This is a genomic window from Streptomyces sp. NPDC102467 (genome assembly GCF_044765445.1).
Taxonomy (GTDB): Bacteria; Actinomycetota; Actinomycetes; order Streptomycetales; family Streptomycetaceae; genus Streptomyces.
In genome coordinates, this window is sequence record NZ_JBIWKA010000001.1 from 581,823 (window position 1) to 597,386 (window position 15,564).

Annotated in this window: 11 protein-coding genes, 1 tRNA gene and 1 pseudogene; 11 read left to right on the top strand and 2 right to left on the bottom strand. The window is 70.4% G+C overall.

The window, feature by feature from the left end:
- Positions 1 to 55 precede the first annotated feature (55 nt).
- Positions 56 to 739, top strand: a complete 684-nt coding sequence (locus tag ACIREE_RS02605; RefSeq protein ID WP_404145107.1) for a class I SAM-dependent methyltransferase — start codon at positions 56 to 58, stop codon at positions 737 to 739.
- Positions 740 to 824: 85 nt separating this feature from the next.
- Here ACIREE_RS02605 and ACIREE_RS02610 read toward each other — a convergent pair whose 3' ends face one another.
- Positions 825 to 1,958: an acyltransferase family protein gene (locus tag ACIREE_RS02610; protein ID WP_404145109.1), complete on the bottom strand. Its 1,134-nt coding sequence runs from the start codon at positions 1,956 to 1,958 to the stop codon at positions 825 to 827.
- Positions 1,959 to 2,271: 313 nt separating this feature from the next.
- Here ACIREE_RS02610 and ACIREE_RS02615 point away from each other — a divergent pair.
- From ACIREE_RS02615 to ACIREE_RS02625, 3 genes and pseudogenes are all read left to right on the top strand, one after another.
- Positions 2,272 to 2,649, top strand: a pseudogene (locus ACIREE_RS02615) (BlaI/MecI/CopY family transcriptional regulator); the annotation flags it as partial.
- A 110-nt stretch (positions 2,650 to 2,759) separates the two neighbouring features.
- Positions 2,760 to 3,704, top strand: a complete 945-nt coding sequence (locus ACIREE_RS02620) for a M56 family metallopeptidase (protein WP_404145111.1) — start codon at positions 2,760 to 2,762, stop codon at positions 3,702 to 3,704.
- A 595-nt stretch (positions 3,705 to 4,299) separates the two neighbouring features.
- Entirely contained in the window at positions 4,300 to 4,740 is a 441-nt protein-coding gene (locus ACIREE_RS02625; protein ID WP_404145113.1) for a VOC family protein, read from the top strand.
- 148 nt (positions 4,741 to 4,888) lie between these two features.
- Here ACIREE_RS02625 and ACIREE_RS02630 read toward each other — a convergent pair.
- Positions 4,889 to 4,960 (bottom strand) — tRNA-Arg (locus tag ACIREE_RS02630).
- A 308-nt stretch (positions 4,961 to 5,268) separates the two neighbouring features.
- Here ACIREE_RS02630 and ACIREE_RS02635 point away from each other — a divergent pair.
- The 7 genes from ACIREE_RS02635 to rho all read left to right on the top strand — a co-directional run bounded on the left by ACIREE_RS02635 (position 5,269) and on the right by rho (position 15,256).
- Positions 5,269 to 5,841, top strand: coding sequence for a response regulator (locus ACIREE_RS02635; protein ID WP_404145115.1), 573 nt, complete (start codon positions 5,269 to 5,271; stop codon positions 5,839 to 5,841).
- Positions 5,842 to 6,300: 459 nt separating this feature from the next.
- The gene (gene nrtL / locus ACIREE_RS02640) at positions 6,301 to 7,404 is read left to right on the top strand and encodes an ArgS-related anticodon-binding protein NrtL (RefSeq protein ID WP_404145117.1); all 1,104 of its coding nucleotides are present in this window, start codon (positions 6,301 to 6,303) and stop codon (positions 7,402 to 7,404) included.
- Positions 7,405 to 7,443: 39 nt separating this feature from the next.
- Positions 7,444 to 8,835: a diaminopimelate decarboxylase gene (lysA, locus tag ACIREE_RS02645; protein ID WP_404145118.1), complete on the top strand. Its 1,392-nt coding sequence runs from the start codon at positions 7,444 to 7,446 to the stop codon at positions 8,833 to 8,835.
- A 231-nt stretch (positions 8,836 to 9,066) separates the two neighbouring features.
- Positions 9,067 to 10,359 (top strand): homoserine dehydrogenase, encoded by a 1,293-nt coding sequence (locus ACIREE_RS02650; protein WP_404145120.1) that lies wholly within the window; start codon positions 9,067 to 9,069, stop codon positions 10,357 to 10,359.
- Positions 10,360 to 10,373: 14 nt separating this feature from the next.
- On the top strand, positions 10,374 to 11,432 hold the full coding sequence (gene thrC / locus ACIREE_RS02655; protein WP_404145340.1) for a threonine synthase: 1,059 nt from the start codon (positions 10,374 to 10,376) through the stop codon (positions 11,430 to 11,432).
- A 402-nt stretch (positions 11,433 to 11,834) separates the two neighbouring features.
- Positions 11,835 to 12,761, top strand: a complete 927-nt coding sequence (gene thrB / locus ACIREE_RS02660) for a homoserine kinase (RefSeq protein ID WP_404145122.1) — start codon at positions 11,835 to 11,837, stop codon at positions 12,759 to 12,761.
- Between the two features lie 404 nt (positions 12,762 to 13,165).
- Entirely contained in the window at positions 13,166 to 15,256 is a 2,091-nt protein-coding gene (gene rho / locus ACIREE_RS02665; RefSeq protein ID WP_404145124.1) for a transcription termination factor Rho, read from the top strand.
- Positions 15,257 to 15,564 lie beyond the last annotated feature (308 nt).

Genomic DNA, 15,564 nt, shown 5'->3' on the forward strand with positions numbered 1-15,564 from the left:
GGTCGCGCCCATGACCTCCCCTTCCCCTTTCACTTCTCCCTCCCCTTCCACGGCTATGGCCTCGGCCGGAGCTGCTGCGACCGCCGACAGCACCGACAGCACCGACAGCACCGAGATCGCCCGGACTCGCGAGGGTTACAACACCATCGCCGTGCAATACGCGGAGCAATTCCGCTCCGAGTCGGAGCGCAAGTCGCTGGGCCGGGCCATGCTCACCGCTTTCGTGGAGCGGGTCGCGGAGCTCGGCGCGGGCCCGGTGGCCGACCTGGGATGCGGGCCGGGACCGATCACGGCGCTGCTCGACGGGCTCGGGGCGGACGTGTTCGGCATCGACCTGTCACCCGGGATGCTGGCGGTGGCCCGCGCGGCCCACCCTCGACTCACCTTCACCGAGGGCTCGATGACCGACCTGGACCTGGCGGACGGCTCGCTGGGCGGGGCTGTCGCCTGGTACTCGGTCATCCATGTGCCGCCGGCGCTGCTGCCGCGCGTCTTCGCCGAGTTCCACCGGGTACTGGCCCCGGGCGCCCCGCTGTTGCTCGCTTTCCAGGTCGGCGACGACCCGCTGCACCTGACGGAGGCGTACGGCCACGACATCGACCTGCTCTTCCGCCGGCTCACCCCGGAACGGGTCACGGACCTGCTGCGCGGCGCGGGGCTCACGTACGAGGCGCACCTGGTGCGGGAGCCGTACGAGGGGGAGCGGACCCGGCAGGCGTATCTGATGGCGCGGAAGTAGCGCGCGGGGGCGGCTCCGGAGGGACAGGCCGGCTCCGAACCGATGCGGGCCGGTGACCACCCAGGTCCCCGGCCCGCGCCGCCCGTCACCGTCCGCGGGCCACCGCGGCGGCGTCCCGCTTGAACGCCCACTCCATCTTCGGCTCCATCACGAACCGGAACATCCGCTGCACAGGTGGCGTACAGAGCACAGTGATCACGGACGCGGCGATCAGCGTCACCGCGATCTCGCCGAGCGGCGTGTGCATCCAGTGCGCGTCGTACCAGTCCCAGAAGCGCGAGCCCTTGGCCAGGAAGCCGTGCAGCAGATAGCCGTACAGCGTGCCGGCGCCGAGCGAGGTGACCCAGAGCTTGCGCCCCGGCACCCACGCGAAGAAGCAGGCGGCAAGGAGCACCGAGCAGCCGAACATGGCGAGGGTCATCACGGCGCCGCTCCAGCCCGGCGCCGCCAGCTCCTGCGCGCTGTCGCGCCGGTAGAACCAGGCGGCGTTCATCCGCGGCGCGGCCCAGTACGCGAACAGCAGCGCGCTCGCGAACACCGGCAGCGCCAGGAGCCGCGCCTCGCGGCGCCGCACCAGCCGGAAGTGCTCCGGCTTGAGGCACAGGCCGAGCACGAAGAAGGGCAGGAACTGCAGCACGCGCTGCAGGTCCAGGTCGTCACCGATGTCGGGCGAGACCGACGCCAGGACCGCGACGGCGAGCGACACCGGCAGCGGCCAGCGGATCACCTTCCACAGGGGCGTGCTCAGCCGCCACACGAACAGCGCGATCAGGAACCAGGTCAGGTACCACGGGTCGAGCAGGCTGAACGGATAGTCGGGATCGCCCCCGGCCGTCCGCTTGAACAGCGTGTACACCACCTCGAAGACCACATACGGCACGGCCACGCCTGTGACCAGCCGCTTCAGACGCCCCGGACTCGCGTCGAAGCTGCGCGAGAAGTAACCGGAGATCACGATGAACGCCGGCATGTGGAACGAGTAGACCGTCATATAGAGCGCGGACGCCGCCCGGCTGTCACCGCGCAGCGGCTCCCAGGAATGCCCCATCGCGACGAGCACGATCGCCAGGTACTTCGCGTTGTCGAAGAACGCGTCGCGCACCTTGCCGGGCTTGCCCTCGGCGACCGGGGCGGGGTTGATCGAGGGAGCGGTCGAAGTGGTGGCGCGCTGCGGGGGCAGAGGCGCCCGCGGAGTGGCCAGCCGTACCGGTTCGCTCACGATCCCTCCCGCGTGGAACCCCGACTCTTGAATTCACGTCTTCTCAGGTTTGCGGGATTCCAGTGGCTGCGAGACATCCCACGCACGGTAGTCACCCATCGAGGCTGACGTAAACCTGTGCCGGCCATGGGTGGCGGCTGTCACAGCGCAACGGTGGGCGGAGTCGGACTTCGGCGCCCAAGTCGGACGGAATCCTGTGCTTCTACCATGAGTTGCGACGCGTAGAAGGAGGATCGGGGCAGGGGCAGGGGCAGGGGCAGGGACAGAGGCAGGGGCGGAGACGGGGACGGAAACGGTGACGGGGAGGGGCGACGTGGCGAACCAGGACGAGAGCGGGCGCAGGCGCGGGCAGGGCGAGTTGGAGGGCCAGGTGCTCGCGGCCCTGTGCGAGGCTCCGTCCCCGGTGACCGCGGGCTGGGTGCGCGAGCGCCTCGGCGGCACACTCGCCTACACGACGGTGATCACGATCCTCACCCGCCTCCAGGCCAAGGGCGCGGTCACCCGCGAACGCGTCGGCCGCTCCTTCACCTGGACCGCCGCGTCCGACGAAGCCGGTCTTGCGGCCCACCGCATGCGCCGGGTCCTGGACGGAGAGAGCGACCGGGCCGCCGTCCTGACCAGCTTCGTGTCGAGCCTCTCGGCGAACGACGAGCAACTGCTCCGCGCTCTGTTGACGGCGGACGAGGCGGACGAGGCGGACGAGGCGGACGAGGCGGACGAGGCGGACGAGGCGGATAAGGCGGAGGCCGTCGGGAACACCACGAACACCAGGAACTCTGGGAACACCGAGGGCCGCTGATCATGGGTTTCGCCGTGTTCCTCCCTCTTGTCCTCCCGCTGACCGCGTGGCCGGTCGCGCGCCTCGCCGAACGGCACCTCCACCCGCGCGCGGCGACCCTGCTGCTCACCGCGGTGGGTGGCGTCCTCGGCCTGAGCAGCACGCTGTGCCTGGGCCTGCTCGCGATCGTCGGCACGGCCCAGTTGCCCGGCAACCCGCTGCCGGACGGCTGGGCCGACCCTGAGGTACGGGCCGCGGTGCCGCACGACGAGGTCGTCGGCAAGGCGGCGGTCGGTGCGCTCGGCGCGGTCCTCGCGTCGTGCACGGCGTTCCTGCTGCACCGCCGCAGGACCGGACGGCAAGCGACCCGCGCCCTCGCGGGACTCCCGCCGCGCCGCGGGATCGCGGTCCTGCCCGACGCGATCCCGTACGCCCGCGCGCTCCCGGACGGCCGCATCGTCGTATCGACCGGGATGCTGGCGGGCCTCAACTCCCCGGAACGCCGGGCCCTGTTCGCGCACGAACGCGCCCACCTCGTGGTCGGCCACCACCGCCACCTCCTGCTGACCGGCCTCACGGCCCGCGCCAACCCGTTCCTACGGCCCCTGCGAACCTCCGTGACGTACACCGTGGAACGCTGGGCCGACGAGGAGGCGGCCCGCGCCGTGGGCGACCGGCGCCTGACGGCCCGCGCGGTCGGCAAAGCGGCCCTGCTCACCCCGAGCAGGACGCTCCCCGGGCCGCCCGCTCCGTCCGGGGCACCCGCCTTCGCCGCCCCGGGCCCGGTGCCGCGCCGGGTCGCCGCCCTGCTCGGCCCGCCACCCGCGCCCCGCACCTGGCCGCCGCTGTGCACGGCGGTCGGAGTGGCGGCCTGGGCGGCGCTGGCCGGCACCATGATCTCGGCGATGGCGTCGGCGAACTCGGTGGTCACCCTGATCGTGATCCTGCACGCGGCGACACCGTTGTAGGGCGGGGGCGGGGCAGGGGACCGGACAACTGCGCCCCCAACGGCCGTTGCTCCCAAAGGCCGCGGTTCCTATGGGCCCCCCGCGCAGCACCGCGCCCGCGGCGAGCTGCGTTGTCACCAGGGTCAGGGCTGCCGCCCCGCGACCCACGGGGTCCCGCCGGGCAGGGCCGTGCCGAGGACGCTCCTGCTCAACGGCACCAGGGCCGCCTCGACCGACATCATCTGCAGGATCTGGCGGCGGGTGGCCCGACAAGCCGAACAACCGGCTCGACCTGCGTCTCCCGTGCCCCGTCCATCAACGCCCGACCTGGATTCTCCATGGCATCCATGCTGGTCGGGGCGGTACGGCGCGACAGAGGCGACCGGTTGAACTTTCGCCTCGGGCGCCCTCAGAGGGGCCTATGGTCGGGGCAGACCGACTCCACGCCGCTCGAAAGGCGCCTGGTGCAACCCGCCCCGCGCCACCTGACCGGCACGGGAGCCATTCTCGTCGTTCGTCGTTCGTCGGTCCGCGGGTGTCGAGAACGTGCCATCAGCTCCGTCCCAGGGATATCGGCGGCCACCACCGGCCGGACGAAAAAGAAGGAGAAAGCAGCATGGCGATTCAGCGGATGGACAACGTCGGCATCGTCGTCGAGGACATGGATGCCGCCATCGCGTTCTTCGTGGAACTCGGTATGGAGCTGGAGGGCAGGGCGGAGGTCAAGGGCCTCGTCGCCGACCAGTGCACCGGACTCGACGGCGTCCACTGCGACATCGCGATGGTCCGGACCCCGGACGGGCACAGCCGACTCGAGCTGTCGAAGTACCGCACCCCCGCGGTGATCAGCGCCGGGCCGCGCAACCAGCCACACAACATCCTGGGCACGCACCGCGTCATGTTCGCGGTCGACGACATCAAGGACACGGTTGCCCGCCTACGCCCCCACGGCGCCGAACTCCTCGGCGAGATCGCCCAGTTCGAGGACAGCTACCTGCTCTGCTACCTCCGCGGCCCAGCGGGCATCATCGTCGGCCTGGCCGAGCAACTGCGCTGATACGCCGGACCGGGCGCTCGCGAGTGACCACTGAGCGAGCCGCGTGAGGCTCCCGGATCCCTCCAGAGCAGCATAGGGCGGCGCACGCAAAAGACCCCGGCCTCAGCGTCTCCGCTGGTGACGGGGTCTTTGGGCACCTCATACAAGGTGCCCCCGGCAGGATTCGAACCTGCGCACACGGCTCCGGAGGCCGTTGCTCTATCCCCTGAGCTACGGGGGCGTCCGCCACTTGGTGAGCGGCGACGGGTTGAACCCTACCAGCTGATCCGGGGTCCTCGTGAACAGGTATTTCCGGCCCGGACGGAAGGTTCGGCAGGGGTTGGGGAGAGGGTCGGGCGGCGGGTGTTGGAGGGGCGGGGTCCGAGCCTGGTCGCCTAGGGGTGAGGGGGCAGGGCCCGCGTCCGGCCGCCTGTAGCCGAGGGGGCATAGCCCGCGCTGGCCGCCTGTAGTGGAGGGGTAGGGGCCGATCTTGGTCGCCTGTAGTTGCGGGGGGCAGGCTGCGGGTCGGGTCCCCTGTACGGGGCGGAAGTGGGGAAAACCCGGACGCGATGGTGGGGGCCGACCTACTCTCGAGTTGTGCCAGGCGCGTCGGGCCGGGTCCTCGTTGTGGACGACAACAAGGTCATCCGGCAGTTGATCAGGGTCAATCTCGAGCTGGAGGGCTTCGAGGTCGTGACCGCGGCCGATGGTGTCGAATGCCTGGACGTGGTGCATCAGGTGCGGCCCGATGTCATCACTCTGGACGTGGTCATGCCGCGTCTCGACGGACTGCGGACCGCCGCGCGGCTGCGCGGGGACGCGCGGACCAGCGGCCTGCCCATCGTCGTCGTCAGTGCGTGCACCCAGTACGAGGTGGAGAACGGGCTCGATGTCGGCATCGACGCTTTCCTGGCCAAGCCCTTCGAGCCCAATGAACTCGTGCGCCTGGTAGGGCAGTTGAGTGAGCGCGGGCGGGCGGCGTCGGAGACCGCGGCAGCGGCAGCGGTAGCGGGGGGACATGGCGGTGAGGACGGCAGCAGTGCCGCCGGTAGCCCCAGGCTCGGCACCTCCGACCCCACCGCGGATGAGTCCGAGCGCGCCGGCCGCACCGCGGACGCCTGACAGCGACGTCAATCAGCTCCACCGATCAGCGACGACAGTCAGCTCCACCGATCAGCGACGTCAATCAGCTCCGCCGGTCAGTTTCTCCATCAGCCTTGATCCTCCGGCAGCTCCAGCCCCCCGGCAGCTTCAAGTCCTCCACCAGCTCCGTTTCCCCCGCCGGTCAGTTCCTCCGGCAGCTTCAGCTCCTCAGGAAGATTCAGTTCCCTCCGATGGCTCGCGCTCGGTCGTGGCGTACCTACCGATCGCCTGCTGCCGCATGTTCATCGGCCGATTTACCCGCGCACCCCTGGCCTGGCCCCATCGATCACCCGCCTCCAGCCCAGACCCGCACCCCCAGCCACCCACGATCACCGGTCACCCCACCGCCCCCGCCCCGACGCCCCCAACCGTCCGCATCCCGGACCATCCGCCAAACCGACTCGCCTACCCACCCCCCTCCTCCCCTACGCTTACCCCGTGACCCCCGCAGAGCTCTCCGACACCGTGCTGCGCGCCGTGCGCCGTGCGGTGGACGAGGGTGAGCTCGGCCCGGGGGCGGTCGGGCGTGGGAGCGAGCGGATCGTCGTCGAGCGGCCTCGGCCCGGTGGTCACGGGGACTACGCCACGAACGTGGCCCTGCAACTGTCCCGGCCTGCGGGACGGTCGCCGCGGCAGGTCGCCGAGGTCCTTTCCCGGCGGCTTGCCGGCAGCCCGGGTATCGCGGCCGTCGATGTGACAGGGCCGGGGTTCCTCAATTTCACCCTCAGCGCCCGGGACCCGCACGCCGCCGGCCTGCTGCGAAGCATCCGGGAGAGCGGCCTCGCCTACGGGCATGGGGAAGCCCTCCGCGGTCAGTGCATCGACCTGCGCATCCCGCGCGAGCCCCGCGCCGAGATCCTCGCCGACGCAGTCGCCCGTATCGGCCGCAGCCAGGGCGCCGAAGTCGAGGTCGAGCACCCCGAGGACCCGGGCGACGTCACGTACAGGCCCGTTCCCGCCGACCTGGATCCGCGCAGGCTCGGGGTCGACGCCGGTCGCTGGGCCCTGCTGTACCCCGCCGCGCACGACCGGCCCCGTACCGAATCCGTCGAGGACCGGGCCGGGCACCTCGCCCAGCGGGAGTCGAACCCGCTCTTCCGCGTCCGGTACGCCCACTCCCGCACCCGCGCCCTCACCCGCAACGCCGCCGACCTCGGCTTCGCGAGCGATCCCGGCGCGTTCGCCGCCATGGACGACGATCACCACCCTCATCACCTCGTCGCCGCCACAGACGACGACCCCCACCACGGCCCACACCACGACCCACACCCCCTTCACCACCTCGTCGCCGCCCTGACCGACCACCCCCGCATCCTCCTCACCGCCGCCCGCCACCGCGCCCCGGACCGCCTCGCCCGGCATCTCGTCGACGTAGCCGACGCCTTTCTCGCCGACACGCGGATCTCCGTCGGCGCGCTGCCCCAAGGTGAGGAGAAACCCTCGGCCGCCCACCGCGCCCGGCTCGCGCTCGCCGAAGCCACCGGGACGGTGCTGGCCGGCGGCCTGACCCTGCTCGGCATCGACGCCCCCGCGTACCTGTAGACATAGTTGTAGAGAAGACGAAGAGAGCGCCCCGCAGTCATGAGCCGTTCCGCACACCCCGCAGGCCCCCGCCACGCCGACGTCCTGCCCGAGGGGCACTACACCGCCCCGGCCGCCGATCTGAACGTCCTCGACCCGAAGGTGTGGGCGCAGACCGTGGCGCGTACCGCCGACGGTGGTGTACGGGTCGGCGGGATCGAAGTGGCCCGGCTCGCCGAGGAGTTCGGCACCCCGGCCTACTTCCTCGACGAGACCGACTTCCGGGCCCGGTGCGCCGCGTGGCGTGACGCGTTCGGGCCCGACGCCGATGTCTTCTACGCGGGCAAGGCCTTCCTGTCGCGTGCCGTCGTGCGGTGGCTGCACGAGGAGGGGCTCAATCTGGATGTGTGCTCCGGCGGCGAGCTCGCCACCGCCCTCTCCGCCGGCATGCCCGCCGAGCGCATCGCTTTCCACGGCAACAACAAGACCGAGGAGGAGATCGAGCGCGCCGTCTCCGTCGGTGTCGGGCGCATCGTCCTCGACTCCTTCCAGGAGATCGTCCGTGTCGCGCACATCGCCGAGGGCCTCGGCAAGCGGCAGCGCGTGCAGATCCGGGTGACCGTCGGGGTCGAGGCCCATACGCACGAGTTCATCGCCACGGCGCACGAGGACCAGAAGTTCGGCATCGCGCTGGCCGGGGGACAGGCCGCCGAGGCCGTGCGGCGGGCCCTGAAGCTCGACGGCATCGAGCTCATCGGCGTGCACAGCCACATCGGGTCGCAGATCTTCGACATGGCCGGCTTCGAGGTCGCCGCGCGCCGCGTCGTCGGGCTGCTCGCCGAGGTGCGGGACGAGCACGGCGTCGAGCTCCCGGAGATCGACCTCGGTGGCGGCCTCGGCATCGCGTACACGAGCGACGACGACCCCCGCGAGCCGCAGGAGATCGCCAAGGCGCTCGGTGAGATCGTCACGCGGGAGTGCGAGGCGGCGTCGCTTAGTACGCCGCGTATTTCGGTGGAGCCCGGTCGCGCCATCGTCGGGCCGACCGCCTTCACGCTCTACACCGTCGGCACGGTCAAGCCGCTCGAAGGGCTGCGTACGTACGTCTCCGTCGACGGCGGTATGTCCGACAACATCAGGACCGCCCTGTACGACGCCGAGTACACGGTCGCCCTCGTCTCCCGTCGCTCGGATGCCGAGCCCATGCTGGTCCGCGTCGTAGGTAAGCACTGCGAGAGCGGCGACATCGTGGTCAAGGACGCATTCCTGCCGGCGGACATCGCGCCCGGCGATCTGATCGCCGTGCCGGCCACCGGCGCGTACTGCCGCTCCATGGCCAGCAACTACAACCACGCGCTTCGCCCGCCGGTCGTCGCCGTGCGCGACGGCGAGGCCCGGGTGATCGTCCGGCGTGAGACGGAGGAAGATCTCCTGCGTCTCGATGTCGGGTGATGAAATATCTGTCTCACCCACCGGACCGGGGACAATAAGACCGGTCCGGTGCGTGAGACTGGTTCCACCGTAGAGATACGTCGAAGCAGATGTAGTAACAGCAGTAGATGTAGCAACAGCTGCAGATGTAGTAACAGCTGCAGATGTAGTAACAGCTGCAGACGTAGTACGTAGTAACAGCAGCAGATGTAGCAACAGAAGTAGATGTAGTAACAGAGGAAACGAGGTCGGATGATGCGTACGCGTCCGCTGAAGGTGGCGCTGCTGGGCTGTGGGGTCGTCGGCTCAGAGGTGGCGCGCATCATGACGACGCACGCCGCCGACCTCGCCGCCCGCATCGGTGCCCCGGTGGAGCTCGCGGGGGTGGCCGTGCGGCGGCCCTCGAAGGTGCGCGAAGGGATCGACCCGGCCCTCGTCACCACCGACGCCACCGCCCTCGTCAAACGGGGCGACATCGACGTGGTGGTCGAAGTCATCGGGGGGATCGAGCCCGCGCGCACCCTCATCACCACCGCCTTCGAGCACGGCGCCTCCGTCGTCTCGGCCAACAAGGCGCTGCTCGCGCAGGACGGTGCCGCGCTGCACGCCACCGCCGTCGAGCAGGGGCGGGACCTCTATTACGAGGCTGCCGTCGCCGGGGCCATCCCGCTGATCCGGCCGCTGCGCGAGTCCCTCGCGGGTGACAAGGTCAACCGCGTCCTCGGGATCGTGAACGGCACGACCAACTTCATCCTCGACAAGATGGACTCGGCCGGGGCGGGCTACCAGGAAGCCCTCGACGAGGCCACCGCCCTCGGGTACGCCGAAGCCGACCCGACCGCCGACGTCGAGGGCTTCGACGCGGCGGCCAAGGCCGCCATCCTCGCCGGGATCGCCTTCCACACGCGCGTACGTCTCGACGACGTGTACCGCGAGGGCATGACCGAGGTGACCGCCGCCGACTTCGCGTCAGCGAACGAGATGGGGTGCACCATCAAGCTGCTCGCCATCTGTGAGCGCGCCCTCGACGGTGGTTCCGTTACGGCCCGCGTGCACCCCGCGATGATTCCGCTCGACCACCCTCTCGCCTCCGTGCGCGGCGCCTACAACGCCGTGTTCGTCGAGGCCGAGGCCGCCGGGCAGTTGATGTTCTACGGGCCCGGTGCCGGCGGTTCGCCGACCGCGTCCGCCGTACTCGGCGACCTCGTCGCCGTCTGCCGCAACCGCCTCAACGGCGCGACGGGACCCGGCGACTCCGCGTACACGCAACTGCCCGTCTCACCCATGGGCGACTCCGTGACGCGGTACCACATCAGCCTCGACGTGGCCGACAAGCCGGGCGTGCTCGCCCAGGTGGCGACGGTCTTCGCCGAGCACGGGGTGTCCATCGACACCGTGCGGCAGTCGGGGAAGGACGGCGAGGCCTCCCTTGTCGTCGTCACCCATCGCGCGGCGGACGCGGCCCTCACCGGGACCGTGGACGCGCTGCGTCAGCTCGACACCGTGCGCGGTGTCGCCAGCATCATGCGTGTTGAAGGGGAGTAGCAGGGATGACCGGAATGACCCACCAGTGGCGCGGCATCATCGAGGAGTACCGGGACCGGCTCCCGGTGACCGGCACCACGCCGGTCGTGTCGCTGCGCGAGGGCGGCACGCCGCTCGTGCCCGCGCAGGTCCTCTCCGAGCGCACGGGGTGCGAGGTCCACCTGAAGGTGGAAGGCGCCAACCCCACCGGCTCCTTCAAGGACCGCGGCATGACCATGGCCATCACCAAGGCCAAGGAGGAAGGCGCGCAGGCCGTCATCTGCGCGTCCACCGGCAACACCTCCGCCTCCGCCGCGGCCTACGCCGTGCGCGCCGGCATGCTCTGCGCCGTCCTCGTGCCCCGCGGCAAGATCGCGCTCGGCAAGATGGGCCAGGCGCTCGTCTACGGTTCGAAGATCCTCCAGGTCGACGGCAACTTCGACGACTGCCTGAACCTGGCCCGCAGCCTCTCCGAGAACTACCCGGTGGCGCTGGTCAACTCGGTCAACCCGTTCCGTATCGAGGGCCAGAAGACCGCCTCGTTCGAGATCGTGGACGCGCTCGGCGACGCACCCGACATCCACGTCCTCCCGGTCGGCAACGCGGGCAACATCACGGCCTACTGGAAGGGCTACAAGGAGTACGCCGCCGACTCGGTGTCGTCCCGTACGCCGCGCATGTGGGGTTTCCAGGCTTCCGGTTCCGCGCCGATCGTGCGCGGCGAGATCGTCAAGGACCCGTCGACGATCGCGACCGCGATCCGTATCGGAAACCCGGCGTCGTGGAATTACGCGCTCGCCGCGCGCGACGAGTCCGGCGGCTTCATCGACGAGGTGACGGACCGTGAGATCCTGCGCGCCTACAAGCTGTTGGCGGCCCAGGAGGGTGTCTTCGTCGAGCCCGCGTCCGCCGCGTCGGTCGCCGGTCTGCTGAAGGCCGCCGAGCAGGGCAAGGTCGACCCGGGTCAGAAGATCGTCTGCACCGTCACGGGGAACGGCCTCAAGGACCCCGACTGGGCCGTCTCCGGCGCTCCGCAGCCGGTCACCGTGCCGGTCGACGCGGCCGCGGCCGCCGAGCGGCTCGGTCTCGCCTGAGTCGAAACCCGGCGTTGATATCCCGTCAACCGGGCGTATCCGTACGGGGGGTGCACAGGGGGCTTACGACACGCATCGTGCGCCTCCTGTGCGCCCTATGTCGCCACAGAACCTTCCTTCGATAGGCTGTACCGAACCCGCCCGCCGCATATGCCGCGGTGCCGCCGCCGTTCCGTCGTTTTCCGGCGCAATTCCGCCGTGGTTCCGTCGTTCGCGGCCCGGGTGTCGTCGTACGCAGCACAAGACATCGGAAGTCTCGGAAGTTCCCGAATACCTCGACCGTCGCACATCTCGCCGATCTCGCGGATCTCCCCGATCCCGCGGATCTCGCGGATCTCGTCAGTCCCACCGGTTTTCGGAGACGCCCGGAACGTCCCGCAGCTCAAGGAGAGTCATCGAGCGATGGCCGGTCCCGCGTTCCGCGCCGCCGCCGTCAGGGTGCGCACCCCTGCCACCAGCGCCAATCTCGGCCCGGGTTTCGACGCCCTGGGCCTGTCGCTGGGGCTCTATGACGACGTCGTCGTCAGGGTCGCCGACTCCGGGCTGAACATCGACATCGCAGGCGAGGGCTCCGAGACCCTGCCGCGCGACGAGTCGCACCTTCTCGTACGGTCCCTGCGCACCGCCTTCGACCTGCTCGGCGGGCAGCCGCGCGGCCTGGAGATCGTCTGCGCCAACCGCATCCCGCACGGCCGCGGCCTGGGCTCGTCCTCCGCCGCCATCGTCGCGGCGGTCGTCGCCGCGCGCGCGGTGACCATAGGCGGCGACGCCCGGCTCGACGACGCGGCCCTGCTCGAACTCGCCACCGAGATCGAGGGCCACCCCGACAACGTGGCCCCCTGTCTGCTCGGCGGCTTCACCATCGCCTGGATGGAGTCCGGCGCGGGGCGGGCGATCCGTCTGGACGCCGCGCCGTCCGTCGTGCCGGTGGTCTTCGTACCGTCGAAGCCGGTCCTCACCGAAATGGCGCGAGGACTGCTGCCGCGCACCGTCCCCCATGTGGACGCAGCGGCCAACGCGGGCCGGGCGGCCCTGCTCGTCGAGGCCCTGACCAGGCGCCCCGAGCTGCTGCTGCCGGCCACCGAGGACCGTCTCCACCAGGACTACCGGGCTCCCGCCATGCCGGAGAGCGCGGCACTTGTGGAGCGGCTGCGGGCCGACGGGGTTCCCGCAATGATTTCCGGGGCGGGGCCGACGGTCATCGCTCTGGTGGAGGACGGAACGGCCGACAAGGTCGCCCGACTGGCCGGAGAGGGATGGGCCGCGAACCGTCTGGCCCTCGACGCCCGCGGAGCCAGCGTGCTGCCGCTCGGCTCCTCTCCCGATTGATCAAAAACGTACGGTTGCCGGATTACGAGAGGGGGAATGTTTGTTGGATCCGGTAGTGTTAACCTCAAGTCTGCACCCGACCCCACCATGGCGAGGTGCTGTGTGTCCCCGTCCGGGACAACCATTCTTCCGGGAGCCTCCCCAGCAATTCCGTACAGCGTCCTTCTATGCCGGGACGCGGTACTGAGCGTTGGCGAGCATGCTCCGGAACCGGCGTGACCGAGCCGCGTGACACAGAAATCCAGTGCACCCGCGCGTTCGCGAATCGCCGTCACCACTGAATTCTTCCGCCTCATCGGCGGACAACCGCCCCGGCACGGTCCGTACAGGCAGGACCACCGCCGGACAGCACGACCGGTCGCCGAGCCAGACAGGCCGACGTCCGCTCCAGGGAAGGACCCTTCGTGAGCGACACCACCGATCTGATGGGCGTTGCCGACAGCTCTGCTGCGGCGCCCTCCACGGATGCCTCTGCCGCGCCTGCCGCCGGTGCTTCGGGCTCCCGGCGGCGCCGCGGTACCGGCCTTGACGGCATGGTGCTGGCCGAGCTGCAGCAGGTCGCATCGGGCCTCGGTATCAGGGGCACCGCGCGGATGCGCAAGAGCCAGCTGATCGAGGTCATCAAGGAGGCGCAGTCGGGTGGCGGCGCCCCCGCGAAGAGCGCCGACGCCGCCGAGACGAAGCCGAAGCGCCGGGCCACCTCCAAGGCCCGCACCGGCGACGAGCCCGCGGCCGACGCCGCGCAGGCCAAGGCGGAGAAGGCCGAGACCGGCGACAGCGGCTCGGCCAAGGCGAAGAAGACCGCCGACCAGCAGCAGATCGACATCCCCGGCCAGGGCGCGGGGGACGAGCAGCCGGCCAACGAGCGCCGTCGTCGGCGTGCCACCTCGGAGGCGGGCAGCCCCGAGACGGCCACGGCCGAGGCCGCGAAGGCCGAGCCGAAGCAGGACAAGCAGGACGGCGCCGAGAACAAGGGCGACGGCGGCCAGGACAACAGCAACGACGGCCGTCGTGACCGTCGCGACCGCCGTGACCGTGGTGGCGAGCGTGCCGACCGCGGGGACCGGGGTGGCGACCGCGGTGACCGTGGTGGCCGCGACCGTGACCGCCGCGGCAAGGGCGAGGAGCAGGGCGGCCAGGGCGGTCAGGGCAACAAGGACCAGGGCGGCGGCCGGCAGCAGCAGGGCGGCGGCCGTCAGGACCGGGACCGCGACCGCAACAACGGCCCGCAGGACGACGACGATTTCGAGGGTGGCCGGCGCGGCCGCCGGGGCCGTTACCGCGACCGCCGCGGGCGTCGTGGGCGCGAAGAGGGCGGCAACTTCGGCAACGAGCCGCAGGTCTCCGAGGACGACGTCCTGATCCCCGTCGCGGGCATCCTCGACATCCTCGACAACTACGCCTTCATCCGTACGTCGGGCTACCTCCCGGGCCCCAACGACGTCTACGTCTCCCTCGCCCAGGTCCGCAAGAACGGCCTGCGCAAGGGCGACCACGTCACCGGTGCGGTCCGCCAGCCCAAGGACGGCGAGCGCCGCGAGAAGTTCAACGCGCTCGTCCGCCTCGACTCGGCGAACGGCATGGCGGCCGAATCCGGGCGCGGGCGGCCGGAGTTCAACAAGCTGACGCCCCTCTACCCGCAGGACCGGCTCCGCCTGGAGACCGACCCGGGCGTGCTGACGACCCGCATCATCGACCTCGTCGCGCCGATCGGTAAGGGCCAGCGCGGTCTGATCGTGGCCCCGCCGAAGACCGGCAAGACCATGATCCTGCAGGCGATCGCCAACGCGATCACCATCAACAACCCCGAGTGCCACCTGATGGTCGTCCTGGTCGACGAGCGTCCGGAAGAGGTCACCGACATGCAGCGGTCGGTCAAGGGCGAGGTCATCTCCTCGACCTTCGACCGTCCGGCCGAGGACCACACGACGGTCGCCGAGCTCGCCATCGAGCGCGCCAAGCGCCTCGTCGAGCTGGGCCACGACGTCGTCGTGCTGCTCGACTCCATCACGCGTCTGGGCCGCGCCTACAACCTGGCGGCCCCGGCCTCCGGGCGCATCCTGTCCGGTGGTGTCGACTCGACCGCCCTGTACCCGCCGAAGCGCTTCTTCGGTGCCGCGCGCAACATCGAGGACGGCGGCTCGCTCACCATCCTCGCCACCGCGCTGGTGGACACCGGGTCCCGCATGGACGAGGTGATCTTCGAGGAGTTCAAGGGCACCGGCAACGCCGAGCTCAAGCTCGACCGCAAGCTCGCCGACAAGCGCATCTTCCCGGCGGTGGACGTCGACGCGTCCGGTACCCGTAAGGAAGAGATCCTGCTCGGCAGCGACGAACTCGCGATCACCTGGAAGCTGCGCCGCGTGCTGCACGCGCTCGACCAGCAGCAGGCGATCGAGCTGCTCCTCGACAAGATGAAGCAGACGAAGTCCAACGCGGAGTTCCTGCTCCAGATCCAGAAGACGACGCCGGCGCCGGGCAACGGCAACGACTGACGCTTCTGACAAGCACAGACAAGCACAGACAAGCACGGACGCGCACGGACCAGGGCTGGGCCCCGCCGCACCTGCGGCGGGGCCCAGCCCTTTCGTTTGCGCCCGAGACCTTCACCACAGGCATAAGAATCCGGTGCCCCTGTGAAGCATGCGGTTGCTGGTGACAAAGGTGCAGGTGAGAGCGGTGGGGGACTTTCGTCCCGCGCCGTTTCATGATCCGTTCGCCCCGCTGCGGGCACATCGCGCTGTGCAACCCTTCAGGACGGTTCGCCGTCACACCGAGTGAAGAGCAGAGCGGACCGAAGGAA

Coding starts and splice junctions, on each gene's coding strand:
- ACIREE_RS02605 (WP_404145107.1), top strand. CDS start 56: ATGGCCTCGGCCGGAGCTGCTGCGACCGCCGACAGCACCGACAGCACC.
- ACIREE_RS02620 (WP_404145111.1), top strand. CDS start 2,760: ATGGGTTTCGCCGTGTTCCTCCCTCTTGTCCTCCCGCTGACCGCGTGG.
- ACIREE_RS02625 (WP_404145113.1), top strand. CDS start 4,300: ATGGCGATTCAGCGGATGGACAACGTCGGCATCGTCGTCGAGGACATG.
- lysA (WP_404145118.1), top strand. CDS start 7,444: ATGAGCCGTTCCGCACACCCCGCAGGCCCCCGCCACGCCGACGTCCTG.
- ACIREE_RS02650 (WP_404145120.1), top strand. CDS start 9,067: ATGATGCGTACGCGTCCGCTGAAGGTGGCGCTGCTGGGCTGTGGGGTC.
- thrC (WP_404145340.1), top strand. CDS start 10,374: ATGACCCACCAGTGGCGCGGCATCATCGAGGAGTACCGGGACCGGCTC.
- thrB (WP_404145122.1), top strand. CDS start 11,835: ATGGCCGGTCCCGCGTTCCGCGCCGCCGCCGTCAGGGTGCGCACCCCT.